The following is a 16,731-nucleotide window of genomic DNA, read 5'->3' as shown; positions in this document are numbered from 1 at the left end:
AGCGTGGAAGTAGGATTGTTAAAGTATTTGAGATTGGGACTACATCCACCTTTCAAAATAGTAACTATTTTTTGTATTCAGTTTATAATTTTTGTACTTATTTAAAATCCCCTTTAATGTTTCGTCTGAAGCAAGCAACTCTGAATTTTTAGATATTCTCGTAAAGTATATCAGATCTGAAATAAGCTGTTTTTTACTAAATGGTTTATTTTCACCCTTGGAGGATTTAATTTTTATTAATGGGTGCAAGTCAAAAAAAGCTTGGAACATTTTTGCAAAGAACCAAATATGTACTGAATTTGATATAGATTTATCTTGTTCCAATTCAGTTGAAATGTTCATAATGCTGTCAGGCTTGATTTTTTTTAGTGCAGAATCAGTGGAAAAAGCCAGATAATATATAGCAATGGGATTATTAATAGTTATGCTATGATTTCCTTTTATTTTTAGTGTCAGCTTAGCCTCCTTAATAAAAGTTGGTATTCCATTAATATCTATAACACTGGTATTATCATCAATAGCGTCGGTTAGTTTATCTAGTTGTTCTCTAGGAGATTCGGCCCAATAAACGCCATCGATGCATGAGCCATAACTATAATCAAAGATGAATAATAGCAAATACCAGAATTTTTCAGAATCAAATCCAAATCCAGATAATATTCTCTGAATCTCATTATCCTTTTTATAATCTTCATCTAAGTACATGACAAAAATTTAAAAATATCGATATCATCTTGAAAGAAAGCGTTTAAAAGAACAGTTGCAATATATGTTAGACCATATTTGAATAGACTTTTAGTTTTGTTTCCATGTTTCTTGATCGGGATTGGTTTGATGTATCTGTGCAAATAATCACCGACAAGGTATGCCCATGTAAAAGCTACTATCACCAATGCAAACAGTTTTTCAATTCTTCCAATTTCAGTCAAGTGTGTATCTTCAATATTAAAGCCACTTGTTTTTAAAGCTCTAAAAGCAGTTTCAATCTGCCATCGTTCTTTGTAAATACAAAGTGCATCTTCTGGCTTGTTGAATGAGATAACAATCTGCAATTCAGGCTTTCCATCTTTGTTCTTTACTTTAGAGGCTGACAGATAACACAGTTGATCGTTCAGATAAATAATACGGTGGTTCACTCGGCAACCATTTAGCGGCAAATCGGCAAACAGCCAACTGGCTTTAACTCGTTTGCCATTGTGAGGTTGCAAAACCCAAAAGTTTTCGCGGATGCGGATATAGTAACGAATCCGGTTCTCATTCAGATACTTGATCCATCGTTCTCCAACAAACTCCCGATCTGCGGTCAAACAATCCAACGAAGCAGATCCAAAAAGACGGATAAACCGTTCAATCAATTCAATGCGTTCATTGGTGTTTGAATTACCAAACTTGGGCAACAACTTAAACAACAGCGGAAAAGCAACTCCATGATAAACAACTGCAATTACCAATACATTGATATTCTGCTGTCCAAACTTCCAATTTGTCCTATCCATTGCCAGACGGAAAGGTGGTTCATGAGGTAATAGTCTGAATATTAATTTGGCGATCAAATCTGTATCAAGTAGATATTCAGACATAAACCGCTGTATTCTCCTCAGAGAGGAACTGGTACTGGCATTACTGTCAAAAGCTGTAGCCAACTTCTCAAAACCAACTGTTTGCACCTTACATAGTGCACTGATCATGAAAACAAAGAACTTTACTCGTGCCAGATTCCAACCTGATTGCTTATGGAAAATGGAAACTAATTCACTACTTTTAGCATCTACCCTGGGTGTCATATTTCTTACTAAGTGATGTGGTAATCCCTTGTAAGATAATGATATTCAGGGTTTTATGCAAATATTTTAATACTTATTTTGTTGATAATCAATTGTTTATGTTTTTGTCATGTACTAAGAATCTTCATACTTGAAATTTCCTTTTATTTCTTTATTGCTGTATCTATTCTTGAATAATATTAATGAGGACATGGATTCATATATTGAAAAATTGCCTTCTTCATTAACATCAACCATTGGAAGATGCGCTGCTACTATTTCATTTACATAACTTAGTAGTTCATCATTCATAACGGCTTCTACTTCAATCCTGTCTTTCATAAGGTAAATGATTAATTTTTAATAAGAAATATTTCATGTAAAGATTAAAAAACCTCTCCATTTTAAATTTGAATTGTTGTTTTTAAAGCAAATTTTTCATTGCTTCATTTATTTGGCTACTGCCAAAACCATCCAGATATATTTGAGTAGTTGCCAAATCAGAATGCCCTAAAGCTTCACTAATCAAAGCTATATTAACCCCTGAATTTTTAAGGATTGTAGCAAATGAATGTCTTGCCACATAAGTAGATAAATTCATATTGATTTTTGCCAGTTCTGCAATCCGTTTCAATCCTTCATTTGTTTTTACTAAAATCTTATGAATTCGGTTTTGCTTCTGTATCGCTGTTTTGTGGGATTTAATGTCCAATATTGGTAAAAGATAACCACTTTGCACTGTTACTTGTTTGTAACAATTAATGATTTGGTTTGCTTCTGGTGAAAGTTGTAAACTAATTTTCTTTCCAGTTTTTTGCCTTATATATTGCAGCCTGTTATCAGCTATATTTTCATGTTTGAGGTTTGCAATATCTGTAAAATTGATTCCACCACATAAGTAGCTGAAAACGAAAATATCCCTAGTAAATTGAATGGATTCACTTTCTTTGGTTAAATCAATATCTTTTATAAGCAAAATTTCTTCTTTTGATATTGCCCTTTTAGAGGTTGAAATATCGAATTTGCTCACCTTAAAATCATCAAAAGGATAGTTGTTCTTTTTTGTACATTTCGCCTCAATAGCTTTATTATATGCACTTCTAAGGGTACGGAAAAGTAAACTGATGGTAGTTTCTTTGTTGCCTTTTGAACGTAGCCATTTTTCGTAACGGTTCAACCAATCCAAATCAATATCAGTAAATAGGAAATTCACACGACCTTTTGAAAACGTCTTTATGGAATTAAATGAACCTTTATAAATCAATCTGTTACCTGTTTTATTGGTTTGCGTATATTGCAAAATCAATTCATTATAGAACTCACCAACAGTTTTTTCTTTAATTGTCGTTTTGTTCCCATCAAGTAAATTGGTTAGAGTGTAGTCCTTCTTATTTGCATTGAATTCTAAGATTTGCTTTTGATACTCAGTAACCTTATCAAGTACAATCTTTTGAATAAAGTCACCATTTGGACAATTAGGTTTGGGCTTGTTCTTTGTAAAATCCCAGTATTTAGGGTTGATTGATACTCCCAAACTTTGGTATTTGCGCTTACCATTTTTGGAAACTTGGAGCATTAACGGATTTTCACCGTTAGAAAGTGTCTTTGATTTGTAGCAAACTACTGAAATTGAGGCATTCATGAGTGTAAACTGGTTTACATCTTGGTTTACATGCCTGTAAATTGTACCAGATAAATCAGTATAAAAACAAAAATCAGCTAATCGCTTTTTATTGCAACTAACTGATTATCAGAGCGAGAAACGGGGGTCGAACCCGCGACCCTCAGCTTGGGAAGCTGATGCTCTACCACTGAGCTACTCTCGCATTTGAACGCCCAAAAATAATAAAACTAACCATTGTGTTGCGGTTTGTTGATGATAATTTAAGCGGATTTCAAAAATTTACTTTTTCAAGAATCAGGGCAATCAGCCCACTCCGCTGTTCCAATAAGCTATTGATGGTATTTTTATGCGATTTGCTCCCCCCCAGATAAAGGATTTTGAGTAGAATTATCCGGTAAAAAGGATATAGCTGATATGCGATTTTACCACCGAATGGCATTCCGACGAGGGTAAACGATGCAACTAAAACAGAGTCGGACCAACTAAAAAGGACACAAGCTGCAATCAGGTAAAACAAAGGAAATAAGATCAATCCACCAACAAAATTGAAAGTACTCAGGAAGGCTACGTCTTTTACTTTCTTGCGTAAAATAGTTCGGAGAATAACAAATGGAATAGCATTAAAAACAAAGCCAAAAACAAATATCGGAAGAGTTAAAACAGCCAGTGTAAGACTGCTAAAAACCTTGCTCCAACAGGCTTTTTCTGCATTTTCAATCTGATCGTCAGAAATGTCATCCTTTTCAATCCCGATGAAATACTGGCGCGTTGCTGCTATAATATTTTGGAAATGTTCTGATTGAAGTTCTTCGAGTTGTTCTAATTTGCTAACTAGTTCTTTTTCTGAATAAAACAGTTGCAAACTTGGATCTTTGCAAAAGTAGCGCCTTTTGGAGTATTCTTTTCCGACCAATTGCCTGATATTTTCAATTTCCGGATAGCTTGTTTTGCTGTCGATTTGAAGGATTAACGAAACCAGTTTGCGATGAATCTCATCACGAAGATCGAGCATTGCTTTTTGGGAGTTCAATTCGTAATCAATCCAATAGTCTTTAACCTGAATCGGTTGTCCGTATTGAATAATCAGCGAGCGGTTGAATTTCCAGTAGTGGCTGTAAGTTATCCCAACCGGGACAATTTGCAAATCGAGCTTGAAATCGTTCTTTGCCTCGGCCTCCAGTGCAATGCGAGGAATGGCTTTTTTATGTGGCAACATTTGCCGTTTCCCTGAATGTGCGGCTTCAGGAAAAAGTGCAATAGTTTGATTATTTTCGAGTAGCTGAATAACCTGCGCAAATATTTCTTCGTTATTCGACAGATTATCTTTCCCATCGCGAATGCGGTAAACAGGTAATAACTTTAGGTATTTCAATATGGCGCCGACCCTTTTTGACTTGAAGATGTCGGCTCTGGCCAGCCAAACCGACTGGTGCGAATTTGTGCAAACCAGCGCCAGTGGATCCATTAGCGCATTTTGATGATTGGGCGCAAAAATGACAGGCTTTCCTTTCGGAATTAAATGGCGACCGGTAACCACGATTCTTTTGTGCGTCAGCCAAAAACCAAATCGCACATAGATTCTGATTATTTCGTATCCGATTGACCAATTCTTCATTTTAAGCTAAAATGGGTTTTCTCGACCAGAAAAATGCAAGGGTTAATCCACTAATGATGTGCCAGATTCCCCACCACGCTGCAATAATGGCCATTCCTCCCAATTCCATTTCAGGAGGGAAAATTTTAGGATTGAACATGAGAGCAAGCGCTAATCCTGAATTCTGAATGCCAGTTTCGATCGCAACCGTACGCTGATCGTTGCTGGGGAGCTTCATTAATTTGCTAAAAAAGTAACCGGTTGATAATGCCAGCCCATTGTGCAATAACACAATGAAAAACACCAAATGAACATAGCTTAAAAACTGCGTAAAATTGGCCGAGAGCATTGCAATTACCATCATAACAAAAAACAAAAGAGAACCTTTATTGATTGGTTTTATGATTTTTGAAGTCAGCTTCGGAAATTTATTTGCTACAAACAGCCCGATAATCACAGGAATCCCCAGTAGAATAAATACGGTCTGAAACATTTGGGCTTTGTCAATTTCCAGTGGTCTAAGTAACGCTGCCGCTTCATGAGTATTGTAAAAATTAATGTAAAAATTTCCCCAAAGGGCAAAGTTGAAAGGAGTGAAAAAGATGGCAGCCGAGGTTGACGCAGCAGTTAGACTTACTGAGAGTGCAACATTACCTCTGGCCATCGAACTGATAAAATTCGATATGTTTCCGCCGGGGCAGGCAGCAACCAGGATCATTCCCAATGCGATGGTTGGTGTTGGGTTCAGTAAAAGCACCAGCAAAAAAGTAAATGCAGGCAACAAAAAAGCCTGACTGATAAAACCGACTATCGCTGATTTTGGCTTCCGGATAATTTCCTCGAAATTTTCGACTTTTATGCCCAGAGCCACACCAAACATGATAAATGCGAGGGCAATATTCAGGAAAACCAATCCGGAAGGAGAAAAATTAAGGCGTACATGGTCAAGAACCTCAAGTGAATTGGTCATAAAAGTCTCAAATTTTAAAAAGTTAGAGAGCCTAAAAGTAAAAAACTATGGATCACCCCAAGCGGTCTTCCATAGTTTTTTTGAGAAAGTGAATGGTTTTGGGTTAGAAACCCATTAAACTCATCATTTTTTTTGCAACATCCGTATTTTCCATGATTCCGGTAAAATTTTCTGCTCCTGGCCCATACGCAAAAACAGGAACCATAACACTGGTATGATCGCCAGTAGAAAAAGCGCCCTTTACCATTCCTGATTTCATATCGCCGCCAACCAATGCAAGGCCGCCAGTTTCATGGTCTGCAGTTACAATGATGAGGGTTTCTCCGTCTTTCGAAGCAAATTCGAGCGCCTTACCAATGGTGCGATCAAAGTCGAGCATTTCGTTCACAACATAAATGGTATTGTTTGCATGAGCACCCCAGTCAATCTGTGATCCTTCAACCATAATAAAAAAACCTTTTTTATTCTGACTCAGGATATTCAATGCCGTTTGGGTCGAAAGCGGGAGATCCATTTTGCGTTTTGGATAAACTTCATTGTGTTCATCAGCAGTAAGTCCGGCAAGTTTTCCACTTTTCACTTTGGCAATATCGTCCATATTGCGTAAAACCTGGTATCCATTGGCCTGAAGGTCTTTGGTCAGGTCTCGTTTGTCTTTTCGTACGGCAAAATGTTTATATCCGCCGCCAATAAACACATCGACATCGGTTTTCATAAAATCGGCAGCAATGTCTTCGTAACTTCCACGGCTTCCCTGATGAGCAATGTACGATGCCGGGGTGGCATGGGTAATTGCTGATGTTGAAACCAATCCGGTTGCCAGCCCTTTCCCCTCGGCCATTTCAAGAATGGTTTTAATGGCAACAGTGTCGGTATTTACACCAATCGCCCCATTGTATGTTTTTTGTCCGGTTGAAAGCGCTGTCCCGCCAGCGGCCGAGTCGGTGATGTAATTGTTAGCCGATTGAGTTTTTGAGAAGCCGACACACTTAAAATTATCCAGGAATAAGTGACCCTGATTTGCAGTTAAACCGGCAAAGATCTGTGCCGTGCCCATCCCGTCGCCAATCATCATGATTATGTTTTTGGGAGTTTTACTTTTAAACTTTTGGGTGAAGGTTTTTACTTCGTAGGGTTTGCCTCCCAAATAAGTTTTGGTCGAATCGGCTTTCGAAATCGTTTTGTAGTTTTCCTGGCTGAAGAGCTGCTGGGCAGTAAACGCCAGAACAATGAAAAGAATGGATTTAAAATTCATGTTTATTCGAATTTATAATGGTTTAGGTTGATGTAAAATGATCGGACAAAAATAGATGAATTTGTATTTTTAAATTATGCAATCCAGTTAAAAGTTTGTGACATTTTTACAAAAGGCTTTTCCCTGAGGCGTAGAGTTGCTGCTGTTTTGCAATCTTTTCCAAAACATCATCGATGGTTGACTGCAATTCTGGGGGAATCCGTAACCGCAGGTTTTCGTCTTGTGGGCTGCTTAAAAGTAAGGTAACGTAGTACAAAACCAAGTATTTTTCCTGAAGCTTCGAGCCTAATTCAGGATGTTGAAACAGACGGAGAACGAGGTTTTTTTGCTGTTGGACTAGCAAGTCAAACAGCAATTCTTCTGTGACCTTATCATTCACATCTCTAATAATTTCAATCGACCGATTCTCAACGTCATTAAAAATACCATTCCAAATTTCAATGATGAGTAAAGTTTCATTGCATTCTAAATCATTGTTAGTTATCAGAACTCTTCGTGCATATTCAAGCGCTTCTGTTTTTTTAGTATTAGTTTGATAATATAAAACAGATAGGTTGTTATATGCCTTATCAATTCCCTTTTTGATAGATAACAAATAATAATGTTCTGACTTATCGTATTTTTCTTGTTTTGAGTACAATAGTGCAAGATTAAAAAGTGCCTCATTGACACCTTCTTTTATTGCCAAGCAATAGTATTCTTCAGCTTCGTCCAGCTTTCCCGTATTGTTGTATAAAAGAGCTAAATTATTTAAAGCCATTTTGTTTCCAGTTTGAATAGCTAGTAAACAATATTTTTCTGATTCCGTGTATTTTTCTTGTCTGAAATATAAGCCTGCCAAACTGTTCAATGCGTTCATGTCTCCCTTTTCAATTGCCAGTAGATAATATTTTTCAGCTTCGTTTAGCTTTTCTTGGAAGTCATATAAGTGCGCTAAGTTTAGAATCGCATTCAAATTATTGTTTTTTATAGCTCTTAAATAGTATTTTTCAGCTTCGTCTAGTCTCCCTTGATCTTTGTACATTAACGCTAGATTAGACATAGCTTTAATATCGCCTTTTTTTATAGCTGACAAATAATAAGCTTCGGCTTTATCCATTTCCCCTAACTTTACATACACGGTAGCAAGGTTGTTTAATGCTTTATCATAACCCTTTTCTACAGCCATAAGGTAGTATTTTTCAGCTTCATTTATTTTCTCACGCTCATCTAAAGAAAATGCTAAGCTGAATATTGCTTCATCAATTCCTGCCTCTATTGCTAGCTTATAATACATATCCGCCTTTTGGAATTTCTTTTGGTCCTCGAATAAAAGAGCAAGATTAAATATCGCATCTTTGGCACCTTTTTCTATTGCTAGGAGACAATTTTCCTCAGCTTCTGGATATGCTTTTTGCATAGCAAAAAGAAAACCTAGTAGCATAAATTTTTGTCCATCGGCTTCGTTTTCAATTCCTTTTACTAATCCTATCGCTTTGGTGTAATTTTTCTCATCAATGTATCTTTCAATTTTAGGAAAAATGCTTTTGAATTTCTCTGGTAACTCAACCATGCAATTACGAATATCCTTACACCTAATTTTTTCGGTTAGCTCAATTATAGTATCCCGTTCATCAGTTGTAAGGTATTTGCTCTGGCTTAAGGCTTTTGAAAAAACTAGTGCATGATACCAATCAGTTTCCCCATTTTGGAGTTTTGAAATATGTTCGCCGGTTAACCGTTTAAATTCGTTGGCATCGTACCAGTTTTCTAAGAATACACTTAACCAGCGGGCTTTTCGTTTTTGTTCGGGATTTCCCTGAGTAACAATCAGCCACATATTAAAGAACCGTTCGGAGATGCGGTAGAGGTGCTGTTTTTTGCTGGTTTCAATCTTGTCAACTATGCCTTTGTCAACCAGTGTGCTTAAATTAGCCGAAATCAGTTTGCTTTCCATCCGAGCTTTTTCAACCAGTTGTTTGGTCGAGCAGGCTTCCCAGATAAAGGCCATTTCTAATACAATTTTGCGCATGGGTGCAGTAAGCGCATTCAAACGCTCCTGAAACAACGGGGAGACATTGTCCATCGTTTTTTTTAGGTAATCGTAAGTGCTGGTTTCCGATTTTTGCAAAACAATCTGGATGAAAAACTGCAAGGTGCGGGGCAGCCCATCGGTTAGCAGTCGGATGTTCTCAATCTTTCCGGGATTGTCTTTTACAAAGGTTCTCAGAATCGGAATTTCAAGCGAATCGCTCCAATGATTAAGGAGTAGGTCGATTTCTTCGCGGCTCAACGCTTCGAGCCGATGCCTTCTAAAAAATTCATAAAATGGCTTGTCGTATCCCCAGAAATGCTCGTCCATTCGGGTGCTTCCAGCAATAATCTGTATGTCGTTATAATTGATCAGTGTTTCTCTAAGCAAGCTTCCATCATCATCCAGATTTTCAACGATACGATCAAAATTATCGAGCAACAGAATAATGCGTTTCTTGCTTTGCAGGCAAACTTCGTGTATGGAGTTGTAAAGTTGGCGGGTATAGGACTGAACGTCGTCAAACGCAGCATATTCAGGAATGCTAATTTCTGCTTTTGTCTGGATTTTTAGTTCTTCTAACACCTGTTCCCACAAATCAAACAGTCGGTAAATACCAGCTTGTTCTTCAGCCAAATTTATGGGAACGAACTTCTTGTTGAGTTTTGGGTTTTCAACAACTTCAATTTCAATGCGTTTGAGCAAGGTTGATTTTCCACTACCCCTGCGACCTAAAATAAGTTCGTGCTGGAGGGGATCTTTTGCCTTTTTATTTTGGATAGAATCGACAATAGTCGAAAACTCAGTTTTGCGGATGATAAAATTATTTTTTACCGACTGATAGTCGCTGTTTGCCGTTTGAAAAACTGCCAGTTGGTCCAGAAACCAACTGCTCGAACGTTGTGTGTTATTCATTGTAAATGGGATTATTTCGTTTCCAAAATGCTTTCAGAAATGGAGAGATAAAAATGTATTTTTGGCTGTCCTCTGTAGTTTCTGTAAGATATCCGTCGTTAACCAAATCGTGAATCATATCCATGTAATCAATGGTCTTTTCTTGTTTGACGGCTTTGTCGTAGATTGCCTGGATTCCTATAGAGTTTCGGTGAGCAATGTGAATCAAAATGTTGTTCACAAAATTGAAATCACTTTTGGGCATGTAATCGTAAAGGCGTTTTTTCCAATCGGCGAAATGCTCATTGCTCTTTTCAACATTCAGAAATGCCTGATCAATATCTTGTTCCGTAATTGTTGGGTTGTTTCTTTTTTTTGCGTTTTTGTCTATTTCTCCCAACATTAGGTTGATGAAATAAGGGGTGTAATAATGTTGGATTTTAAAAAGTAGTTGGGTTTGTCGTTCAGTATCATATTGGACACTAGCATTATTGCTTGTAACCCATTTGATGTAGTCTTTTGCTTCGTCTTTACTCAATGGGTTGCAGATCGCTGGTATTAGATCATTCAGGCTGGATGTTCTTCCTTCAATGTTTTTTACGACATAGTGGATTCCCACTGATCCGGCAAATATAAATTGCAATTTTTTGAAATCCGTTTGTCTCCAAGCCCTTAATTGGTGCAGGATAGCGATGGCTTCGTCCTTTTTTTCAGCCTTATCCAATTTGTGTAGAACTTCGGGTAGTTCATCCAGTAACAGGACGATTGTTTCGGTGCTTTTGTCTAATTCTCTGAAGATGTTATTGATCTCGTGAAGGTAGTCTGGGACTTTATTTTCAAACTTTACTCCAGAGGTTGAAATCTCGATTATTTGCTTTGTCTTTATATAGCTAGAAAACCATTTTGATGCTTTTTTACTTGTACTGAGGCAATTCAAAATTAACTTGTACAGGGTCTTATAAAAGTCGATTTCTGATTTGACTGCTTGAATATTCTCAAATATAACTTTGTAGTTTTCTCTTGGGTTTGCTTCTATGTCGCGCATGATAGAAGTTTTCCCGACTCTCCTGGGCGCAGCGATCAGTATGAAATTTCCTTTTTCAAGTTCATCCCATATTTCATTGACGATCTCTGTTCTGGGGTAGTAGTAATCTCCGGTAGCTGCCGAGCCTACTATAATTTTTGGTGGAATCCATCTTGCATTCATTTTGACAGTGACTTTATTGTCATTTGATTTTGACAACAAATATATTGTCAAAATATTTAAACAACAAATATATTGTCAAAATTATTTCTTAAAATTTTTATTTTCCCATTCTTCCCGGTCGAACTCCTCGTTGATGGCGTAATCGATACGGGTGTCGCCAACACAATCTTTCAGGATGTTTAATGTGCGGAAATTGATAATGATTTCTTCGGCCTTTTTATAGGTCAGATGTGCAATTCGTGAATATTTGCTGACTGAAATCTTCTCGTTGGTTGCCAGGTAATCGAGCAGTATTTTTTCGTCCTCCGAATAATTAATCAGGATTCCATCCGGGCTTTTCTGGCGTTTCCAAACTTCAATCATGATTTTATTGGCCAACCGGTTTTCGTCGTCCTTCCTGAAATAAGCCCACCATTTCCCATCATCGTCGCGTGCAAAATGTGGTTTCTCCGGGCTAGGTTCCACAATGACTTCCAGAACTGTTTTCCCTTCAACATGATGCTGCTTGGTCGTGAAATCAATCGGTGGTTTCGAGTACATTTTAGCAGCCGATTCAACCATGTAATATTCTTCTTCGGAACGAACACCGGCGATCCGGCCATTATCCTTCACGCCAATGAGCAAACGACCTCCGTCGGTATTGGCAAATGCAACCAACGATCTGGCAATTTTTCTGGAATCGCTGATGCAATATTTAAAATCCTGAGTTTGATGCTCACCCTGCTGAATGAGTTTTGTAATATAGTTGTTCACAACTGAATAGGTCCAAGTTTAAAGTTTCAAGTTCCAGGTTGGAAGTGTGTTTAATATTCAGCAACCTTTTACTCATTGTGCTAATATTCTTTGCCGTTTCGCTTTAGCGAACGGACATTTTAATCATGATCTACACCTCAATTCCAAAGAAAATCCTCACAACATATCCCAATCCAAACGAAATCAGACCTACGACTGAACTTAAAACCACCATTTCCAAAAAACGTTTCCGGAAAGGCTGGTCGTTAGCTACCGATATGTAATAAGTAAACAGGAAGACAATCAGGATTGAATCAAACAGAGCAACCAGTAACCCAATAAACACTGAACTGAAAATCAGGAATGGCGCTACGAGGAAAATTACGGCAACAATGTAGGCGATGCCTGTAAATACTGAAGATTTAATGGCCATATCGTTCTTGCCCTCGGCGCGGTTCGATAAATATTCGGAGGATGACATGGATAGTGCGCCTGCAATTCCGGTAATAATTCCGGCTAGGGCAACTAATTTGGTGTTCTGAAGTGCAAAAGTCAAGCCGGCCAGTGTTCCCAGAATTTCTACCAGCGCATCGTTCAAACCCAATACAATCGATCCCATGTATTTCAGGTGCTCTTCCTGAATGAGTCCAAGCAATTCTTTTTCGTGTTGGTTCTCGTCGTTGGCAACTTCCAACGCTTCCGGAACCTCAGTGGCGATCAAAGCATAATTGATTTGCGCCTTCTCTTCCCCCTTTTCCATGAGTTTCAGTCCAAAAGTGAGACCGAAAATTTTGGCGATCCAGTAGTATTTTTTGATTTCCCAATAACTTGGCGAAACTTCTTTGTTGGTGTAGGCACCCCAGAGTTTGTAATGCTTCAGTTCGTCGTTGGCGATTTGGGTTAATACCTTTCGATTTTCGGCATCTTTAGTCTGTTCAGCTAGCTTGCTGTATATGTGATACTCTGTAATTTCTTCCCGCTGGGCAAAAATCAACTGCTGGCGAATCTCGGGTGAAATGGGCTTCTTAATCATGACAATTGGTGCATTAAACTTCCGTTTGTATTTCAGTTATTCTAAACAATTATATTTACTGCTTGGTTTTACAGCATTCATTACTCTGTCCGATTAATAATAAACCCATTATTCACTTTCTGAAAGCCTACTTTAGGGTAATAATCCATTGCTGAAGGCGCAGCAAGCAGTAGAAGCATGGTTTGGTGTCCAATTTTTTCTTTGGTCAATGCAATTAGTTTTTTCCCGATACCGTACTTTTGATATTCTTTTCTTACCGCCAAGTCTGATAAATAACAGCAGTAGCAAAAATCAGTCAGCGAACGTGCTATTCCAACAAGCTTGTCTTCTTCCCAGGCGGTGACAACTAAATTTGAATTTGCGTACATCTCGGCGATTCGTTTGCTGTCGGAAGTTGGCCGGTTTATTCCTGAACTGTTGTATAAATCAATAATCAATGTGGTTTCAGGAGTAAAATCAAGTCGATAAGTTATTTCCATATTCTTGTAAATATTATGACAGGGTTCAGCTTCAACCTTTCATCCACTCAAACATTTGGTAATGTTCGGCAGTCATTCCCAGATGTTCGTAAACTCCGTGCGCCAGAATGTTGGTCTTGTCGGCATACAACCGAATGCCCCGTAAATCACGATTACCGTTTACTTTTTCCTGAATGTGTTTGTAAAGCTTGCTGAAGATGCTTCGTTTACGATATTCGGGCCGTACATAAACCGATTGAATCCAAAGTACTGTTCCATTGCGCCAGTCGCTCCATTCGAAAGTGGTGAGCAGCGAGCCAACAACCTTTCCTTCCGTTTCGGCTACATAATAAATGCCTTTTGCCGGATCTTCAAAAACGGCTGCTACACCTTTTATAACTGTTGGTTCGTCGAGTTGGAGTTCCTCGGTCTCCCAAGCCATGGCCAATTGAAATTCTACAATGCTTGCCGAATCCGATTCTTTTGCTTGTCTGATGATCATTTGTTCGTTGTTTGATTTGACGGGCTAAATTACAAAATTAGTTTTGCTCTCCTGAATTTACCCAGACATAAAACCTGAAAGATCCTTGTATGTTCATTTGCGTTTTTTGTAATTTGCACGAAAATTTGATTCTCCAGATATGATAAGAATTGTTGTTGCATCGAAAAATCCGGTAAAAATAGAAGCCGTCAGAGACGGATTGGCGGCATTAATCAGCGAAGAAGTTGAACTGATTGGCGTTTCAGTTGAAAGTGGTGTTTCAGATCAACCCATGAGCGAAGTTGAAACGTTAAAAGGAGCCTCGAATCGGGTGATGCGGGCCATGAACCTGTTTCCCGGATACGATTATTACATTGGACTGGAAGGTGGAGTTGAGCCACACTCTTCCGGGTTGATGGCTTTTGCCTGGATGATAATCAGTAATGGTGAAAAGATTGGAAAAGCACGTACGGCAAGTTTCTTCCTTCCTCCTGAAGTGGCTAAATTGGTTCACGAGGGAATGGAATTGGGCCATGCCGACGATGTGGTTTTCAGGAAAAGTAATTCGAAGCAACAAAATGGCGCCATCGGCTTATTAACGCACGATGCAATTACCCGTAAATCGCTTTACCTGCCTGCCGTTCAAATGGCATTTATTCCTTTCCTGAATTCGGAATTGTATTCGTAAAATGCAATGGCGAGAATATCCTTTGCCGTCTGCTTTAGCTGACGGGGAGCTGATTTTCTTCTACTGATTCAGCAATTCTTCCCAATATTCCACAGCTCGGCGTGTATGAGGAATTACGATGGTTCCGCCCACCAGATTAGCTACCGAGAATATTTCGAATACTTCTGCGGTTGTAACACCCAAGTCATAACATTTCCCCAAATGATATTTCACACAATCGTCGCATCGCAACACCATCGAAGTCGCCAGTCCGAGCATTTCCTTCGTTTTCGAACTTAGCGCGCCATCCTGGTAAGTCAGCGTGTCAACACTGTAAATGCGTTTCATTACTTTGTTGTCGGCCGCCAGAATCTTTTCGTTCATTTTCTCGCGGTAGCTGTTAAAATCGTCAATTAGTTTGCCCATGTCTGAGAAGTTATGAGTTATGAATTATGAGTTCGTTCCGAGTTGCGGGATTCGGGTTCCGAGTTAACCCGTAACTCGTATCTCGCAACAATTTATTATACAGCAGTGCCAATCAGCGTGGTCTGCGTGCATCTTAGCACTTTCACCATCACGTAATCGCCTTTCTGGAAATCTTTCGCCGGAAAAACAATCACCTTATTTTGCGATGTCCTTCCAAAAAGTTCTTCTTTGCTTTTCTTCGAAGTTCCTTCCACCAGCACTTCAAACGTTTTACCGATATCTCGTTTATTGCTTTCGAGCGACAACCGGTTGTGAAGCTGAATGATTTCGTCGAGTCTCCGGAGTTTTTCTTCTTCCGGAACATCGTCGGCTAAATGTTCATGCGCATAAGTTCCGGGACGCTCCGAATATTTAAACATGAACGCCATGTCAAATTTCACTTCCTCCATCAACGAAAGTGTTTCTTGGTGGTCTTCCAATGTTTCGGTGCAGAAACCGCAGAAAACGTCGGTACTCAAACCACAATCAGGTAAAATCTCGCGGATAGCACGAATGCGATCAAGGTACCATTCGCGGTCATATTTGCGGTTCATCAGCTTCAGGATGCGCGAACTGCCCGACTGAAGCGGCAAATGGATGTGGCGGCATAGGTTCGGATGTTTGGCAATCGCCTTCAATACTTTATCCGACATATCTTTGGGGTGCGAGGTGGTAAAACGTATTCGCACCAACGGATCAACTTCGGCAACCAGTTCAATCAAATCCCAAAAACGGACTGGCTTGCGTTCGCCTTCAGGCAGCCATTTGTACGAGTTCACGTTTTGACCAAGCAAAGTCACTTCGCGGTAGCCTTTTTGTGCCAGGTCTCGCACTTCGTTCACAATGTCCTGCGGATCGCGGCTTCGTTCGCGGCCACGAGTGTAAGGAACAATGCAATAGGTGCAGAAATTGTTGCATCCACGTGTAATGCTTACAAATCCGGAAAGCGTTTTCTCGCCAATTCGGACTGGTGTAATTTTATCGTAAGTCTCGTTCTCCGAAAGTTCAACATTGATGGCTTCGGTTCCCTTTTGTGCTTTGTCGATTAGGAAAGGAAGATCGCGGTAAGCATCTGGTCCTGCAACCAAATCGACAGAAGGGTGAGCCAATAATTCGTCGCCAATGCGTTCGGCCATGCAGCCCAATACGCCAACAATCAGTTTCTTATTCTTTTTCTTCAGGCTCTTAAAATAATCGAGACGATGCCAGATACGTTGCTCTGCGTTATCGCGTACCGAACAGGTGTTTAAGAAAATGGCATCGGCGCCATCGGCTTTTTCAACCACCTCGTAACTTCTGTCCTGAAGGATGGCTGCAACCACTTCGCTGTCGGCCACATTCATCTGGCAGCCATAGGTTTCAAGGAATAATTTTTTCTTTTCCAATTTGTATTCGATTTTGAGCCTGCAAATTTCACTATTTTTCAGGAATAAGCAAGAGAACAAAAAAAGGAGACCGAAGTCAGAAGACCGAAGACGGAAGACAGGAGACTGGAGACGGAAGTCTGGAATAAGGAAATGGGAGAACCGTTCCCTGAGCTTGTCGAAGGGAAAACAAAAATTTAACATTCAGTAAAA

16 protein-coding genes and 1 tRNA gene are annotated in these 16,731 nt (G+C 39.2%); 1 reads left to right on the top strand and 16 read right to left on the bottom strand.

All coding sequences use genetic code 11. The features are described 5' to 3' along the window. Positions 1 to 39: 39 nt before the first annotated feature. From AQPE_RS14065 to AQPE_RS14000, 14 genes are all read right to left on the bottom strand, one after another. Positions 40 to 705, bottom strand: a complete 666-nt coding sequence (locus tag AQPE_RS14065) for a hypothetical protein (protein ID WP_318347136.1) — start codon at positions 703 to 705, stop codon at positions 40 to 42. Next, positions 696 to 1,784 carry an IS4 family transposase gene (locus AQPE_RS14060; RefSeq protein ID WP_318347135.1) on the bottom strand — a complete coding sequence of 363 codons (1,089 nt, stop codon included), beginning with the start codon at positions 1,782 to 1,784 and terminating at the stop codon, positions 696 to 698. The genes AQPE_RS14065 and AQPE_RS14060 overlap by 10 nt, the downstream gene beginning before the upstream one ends. A 114-nt stretch (positions 1,785 to 1,898) precedes the next feature. Continuing rightward, positions 1,899 to 2,105, bottom strand: a complete 207-nt coding sequence (locus AQPE_RS14055) for a hypothetical protein (protein ID WP_318347134.1) — start codon at positions 2,103 to 2,105, stop codon at positions 1,899 to 1,901. A gap of 82 nt (positions 2,106 to 2,187) precedes the next feature. Then, the gene (locus tag AQPE_RS14050) at positions 2,188 to 3,405 is read right to left on the bottom strand and encodes a site-specific integrase (RefSeq protein ID WP_318347133.1); all 1,218 of its coding nucleotides are present in this window, start codon (positions 3,403 to 3,405) and stop codon (positions 2,188 to 2,190) included. A gap of 112 nt (positions 3,406 to 3,517) precedes the next feature. Then, positions 3,518 to 3,589: transfer RNA gene (locus tag AQPE_RS14045), tRNA-Gly, on the bottom strand. A 69-nt stretch (positions 3,590 to 3,658) separates the two neighbouring features. Then, complete coding sequence (locus tag AQPE_RS14040) at positions 3,659 to 5,002, bottom strand: 1-acyl-sn-glycerol-3-phosphate acyltransferase (RefSeq protein WP_318347132.1); 1,344 nt, start codon at positions 5,000 to 5,002, stop codon at positions 3,659 to 3,661. A 1-nt stretch (position 5,003) separates the two neighbouring features. Beyond that, on the bottom strand, positions 5,004 to 5,951 hold the full coding sequence (locus AQPE_RS14035) for a bile acid:sodium symporter family protein (protein ID WP_318347131.1): 948 nt from the start codon (positions 5,949 to 5,951) through the stop codon (positions 5,004 to 5,006). Between the two features lie 103 nt (positions 5,952 to 6,054). Then, positions 6,055 to 7,206, bottom strand: a complete 1,152-nt coding sequence (locus AQPE_RS14030; protein WP_318347130.1) for an alkaline phosphatase — start codon at positions 7,204 to 7,206, stop codon at positions 6,055 to 6,057. Positions 7,207 to 7,312: 106 nt separating this feature from the next. Further along, positions 7,313 to 9,658 carry a tetratricopeptide repeat protein gene (locus tag AQPE_RS14025; RefSeq protein WP_318347129.1) on the bottom strand — a complete coding sequence of 782 codons (2,346 nt, stop codon included), beginning with the start codon at positions 9,656 to 9,658 and terminating at the stop codon, positions 7,313 to 7,315. A gap of 466 nt (positions 9,659 to 10,124) precedes the next feature. Continuing rightward, the gene (locus AQPE_RS14020) at positions 10,125 to 11,318 is read right to left on the bottom strand and encodes an AAA-like domain-containing protein (RefSeq protein ID WP_318347128.1); all 1,194 of its coding nucleotides are present in this window, start codon (positions 11,316 to 11,318) and stop codon (positions 10,125 to 10,127) included. A gap of 81 nt (positions 11,319 to 11,399) precedes the next feature. Beyond that, complete coding sequence (locus AQPE_RS14015; protein WP_318347127.1) at positions 11,400 to 12,071, bottom strand: AlbA family DNA-binding domain-containing protein; 672 nt, start codon at positions 12,069 to 12,071, stop codon at positions 11,400 to 11,402. 130 nt (positions 12,072 to 12,201) lie between these two features. Next, positions 12,202 to 13,083: a VIT1/CCC1 transporter family protein gene (locus AQPE_RS14010; protein WP_318347126.1), complete on the bottom strand. Its 882-nt coding sequence runs from the start codon at positions 13,081 to 13,083 to the stop codon at positions 12,202 to 12,204. 80 nt (positions 13,084 to 13,163) lie between these two features. Further along, on the bottom strand, positions 13,164 to 13,562 hold the full coding sequence (locus AQPE_RS14005; RefSeq protein ID WP_318347125.1) for a GNAT family N-acetyltransferase: 399 nt from the start codon (positions 13,560 to 13,562) through the stop codon (positions 13,164 to 13,166). Between the two features lie 31 nt (positions 13,563 to 13,593). Beyond that, positions 13,594 to 14,043, bottom strand: a complete 450-nt coding sequence (locus AQPE_RS14000) for a GNAT family N-acetyltransferase (RefSeq protein WP_318347124.1) — start codon at positions 14,041 to 14,043, stop codon at positions 13,594 to 13,596. Between the two features lie 139 nt (positions 14,044 to 14,182). Here AQPE_RS14000 and yjjX point away from each other — a divergent pair, with 139 nt between their 5' ends. Further along, positions 14,183 to 14,710, top strand: a complete 528-nt coding sequence (gene yjjX / locus AQPE_RS13995) for an inosine/xanthosine triphosphatase (protein ID WP_318347123.1) — start codon at positions 14,183 to 14,185, stop codon at positions 14,708 to 14,710. Between the two features lie 60 nt (positions 14,711 to 14,770). Here the strand turns inward: yjjX and AQPE_RS13990 are convergent, their stop codons facing one another. Both AQPE_RS13990 and miaB read right to left on the bottom strand, forming a co-directional pair. Beyond that, positions 14,771 to 15,115: a carboxymuconolactone decarboxylase family protein gene (locus AQPE_RS13990; protein WP_318347122.1), complete on the bottom strand. Its 345-nt coding sequence runs from the start codon at positions 15,113 to 15,115 to the stop codon at positions 14,771 to 14,773. 95 nt (positions 15,116 to 15,210) lie between these two features. Next, positions 15,211 to 16,539, bottom strand: coding sequence for a tRNA (N6-isopentenyl adenosine(37)-C2)-methylthiotransferase MiaB (miaB, locus tag AQPE_RS13985; protein WP_318347121.1), 1,329 nt, complete (start codon positions 16,537 to 16,539; stop codon positions 15,211 to 15,213). Between the last annotated feature and the right edge of the window lie 192 nt (positions 16,540 to 16,731).

The sequence above is a fragment of the Aquipluma nitroreducens genome (assembly GCF_009689585.1).
GTDB lineage: Bacteria > Bacteroidota > Bacteroidia > Bacteroidales > Prolixibacteraceae > Aquipluma > Aquipluma nitroreducens.
This window is presented reverse-complemented; position numbering and strand designations above follow the sequence as displayed.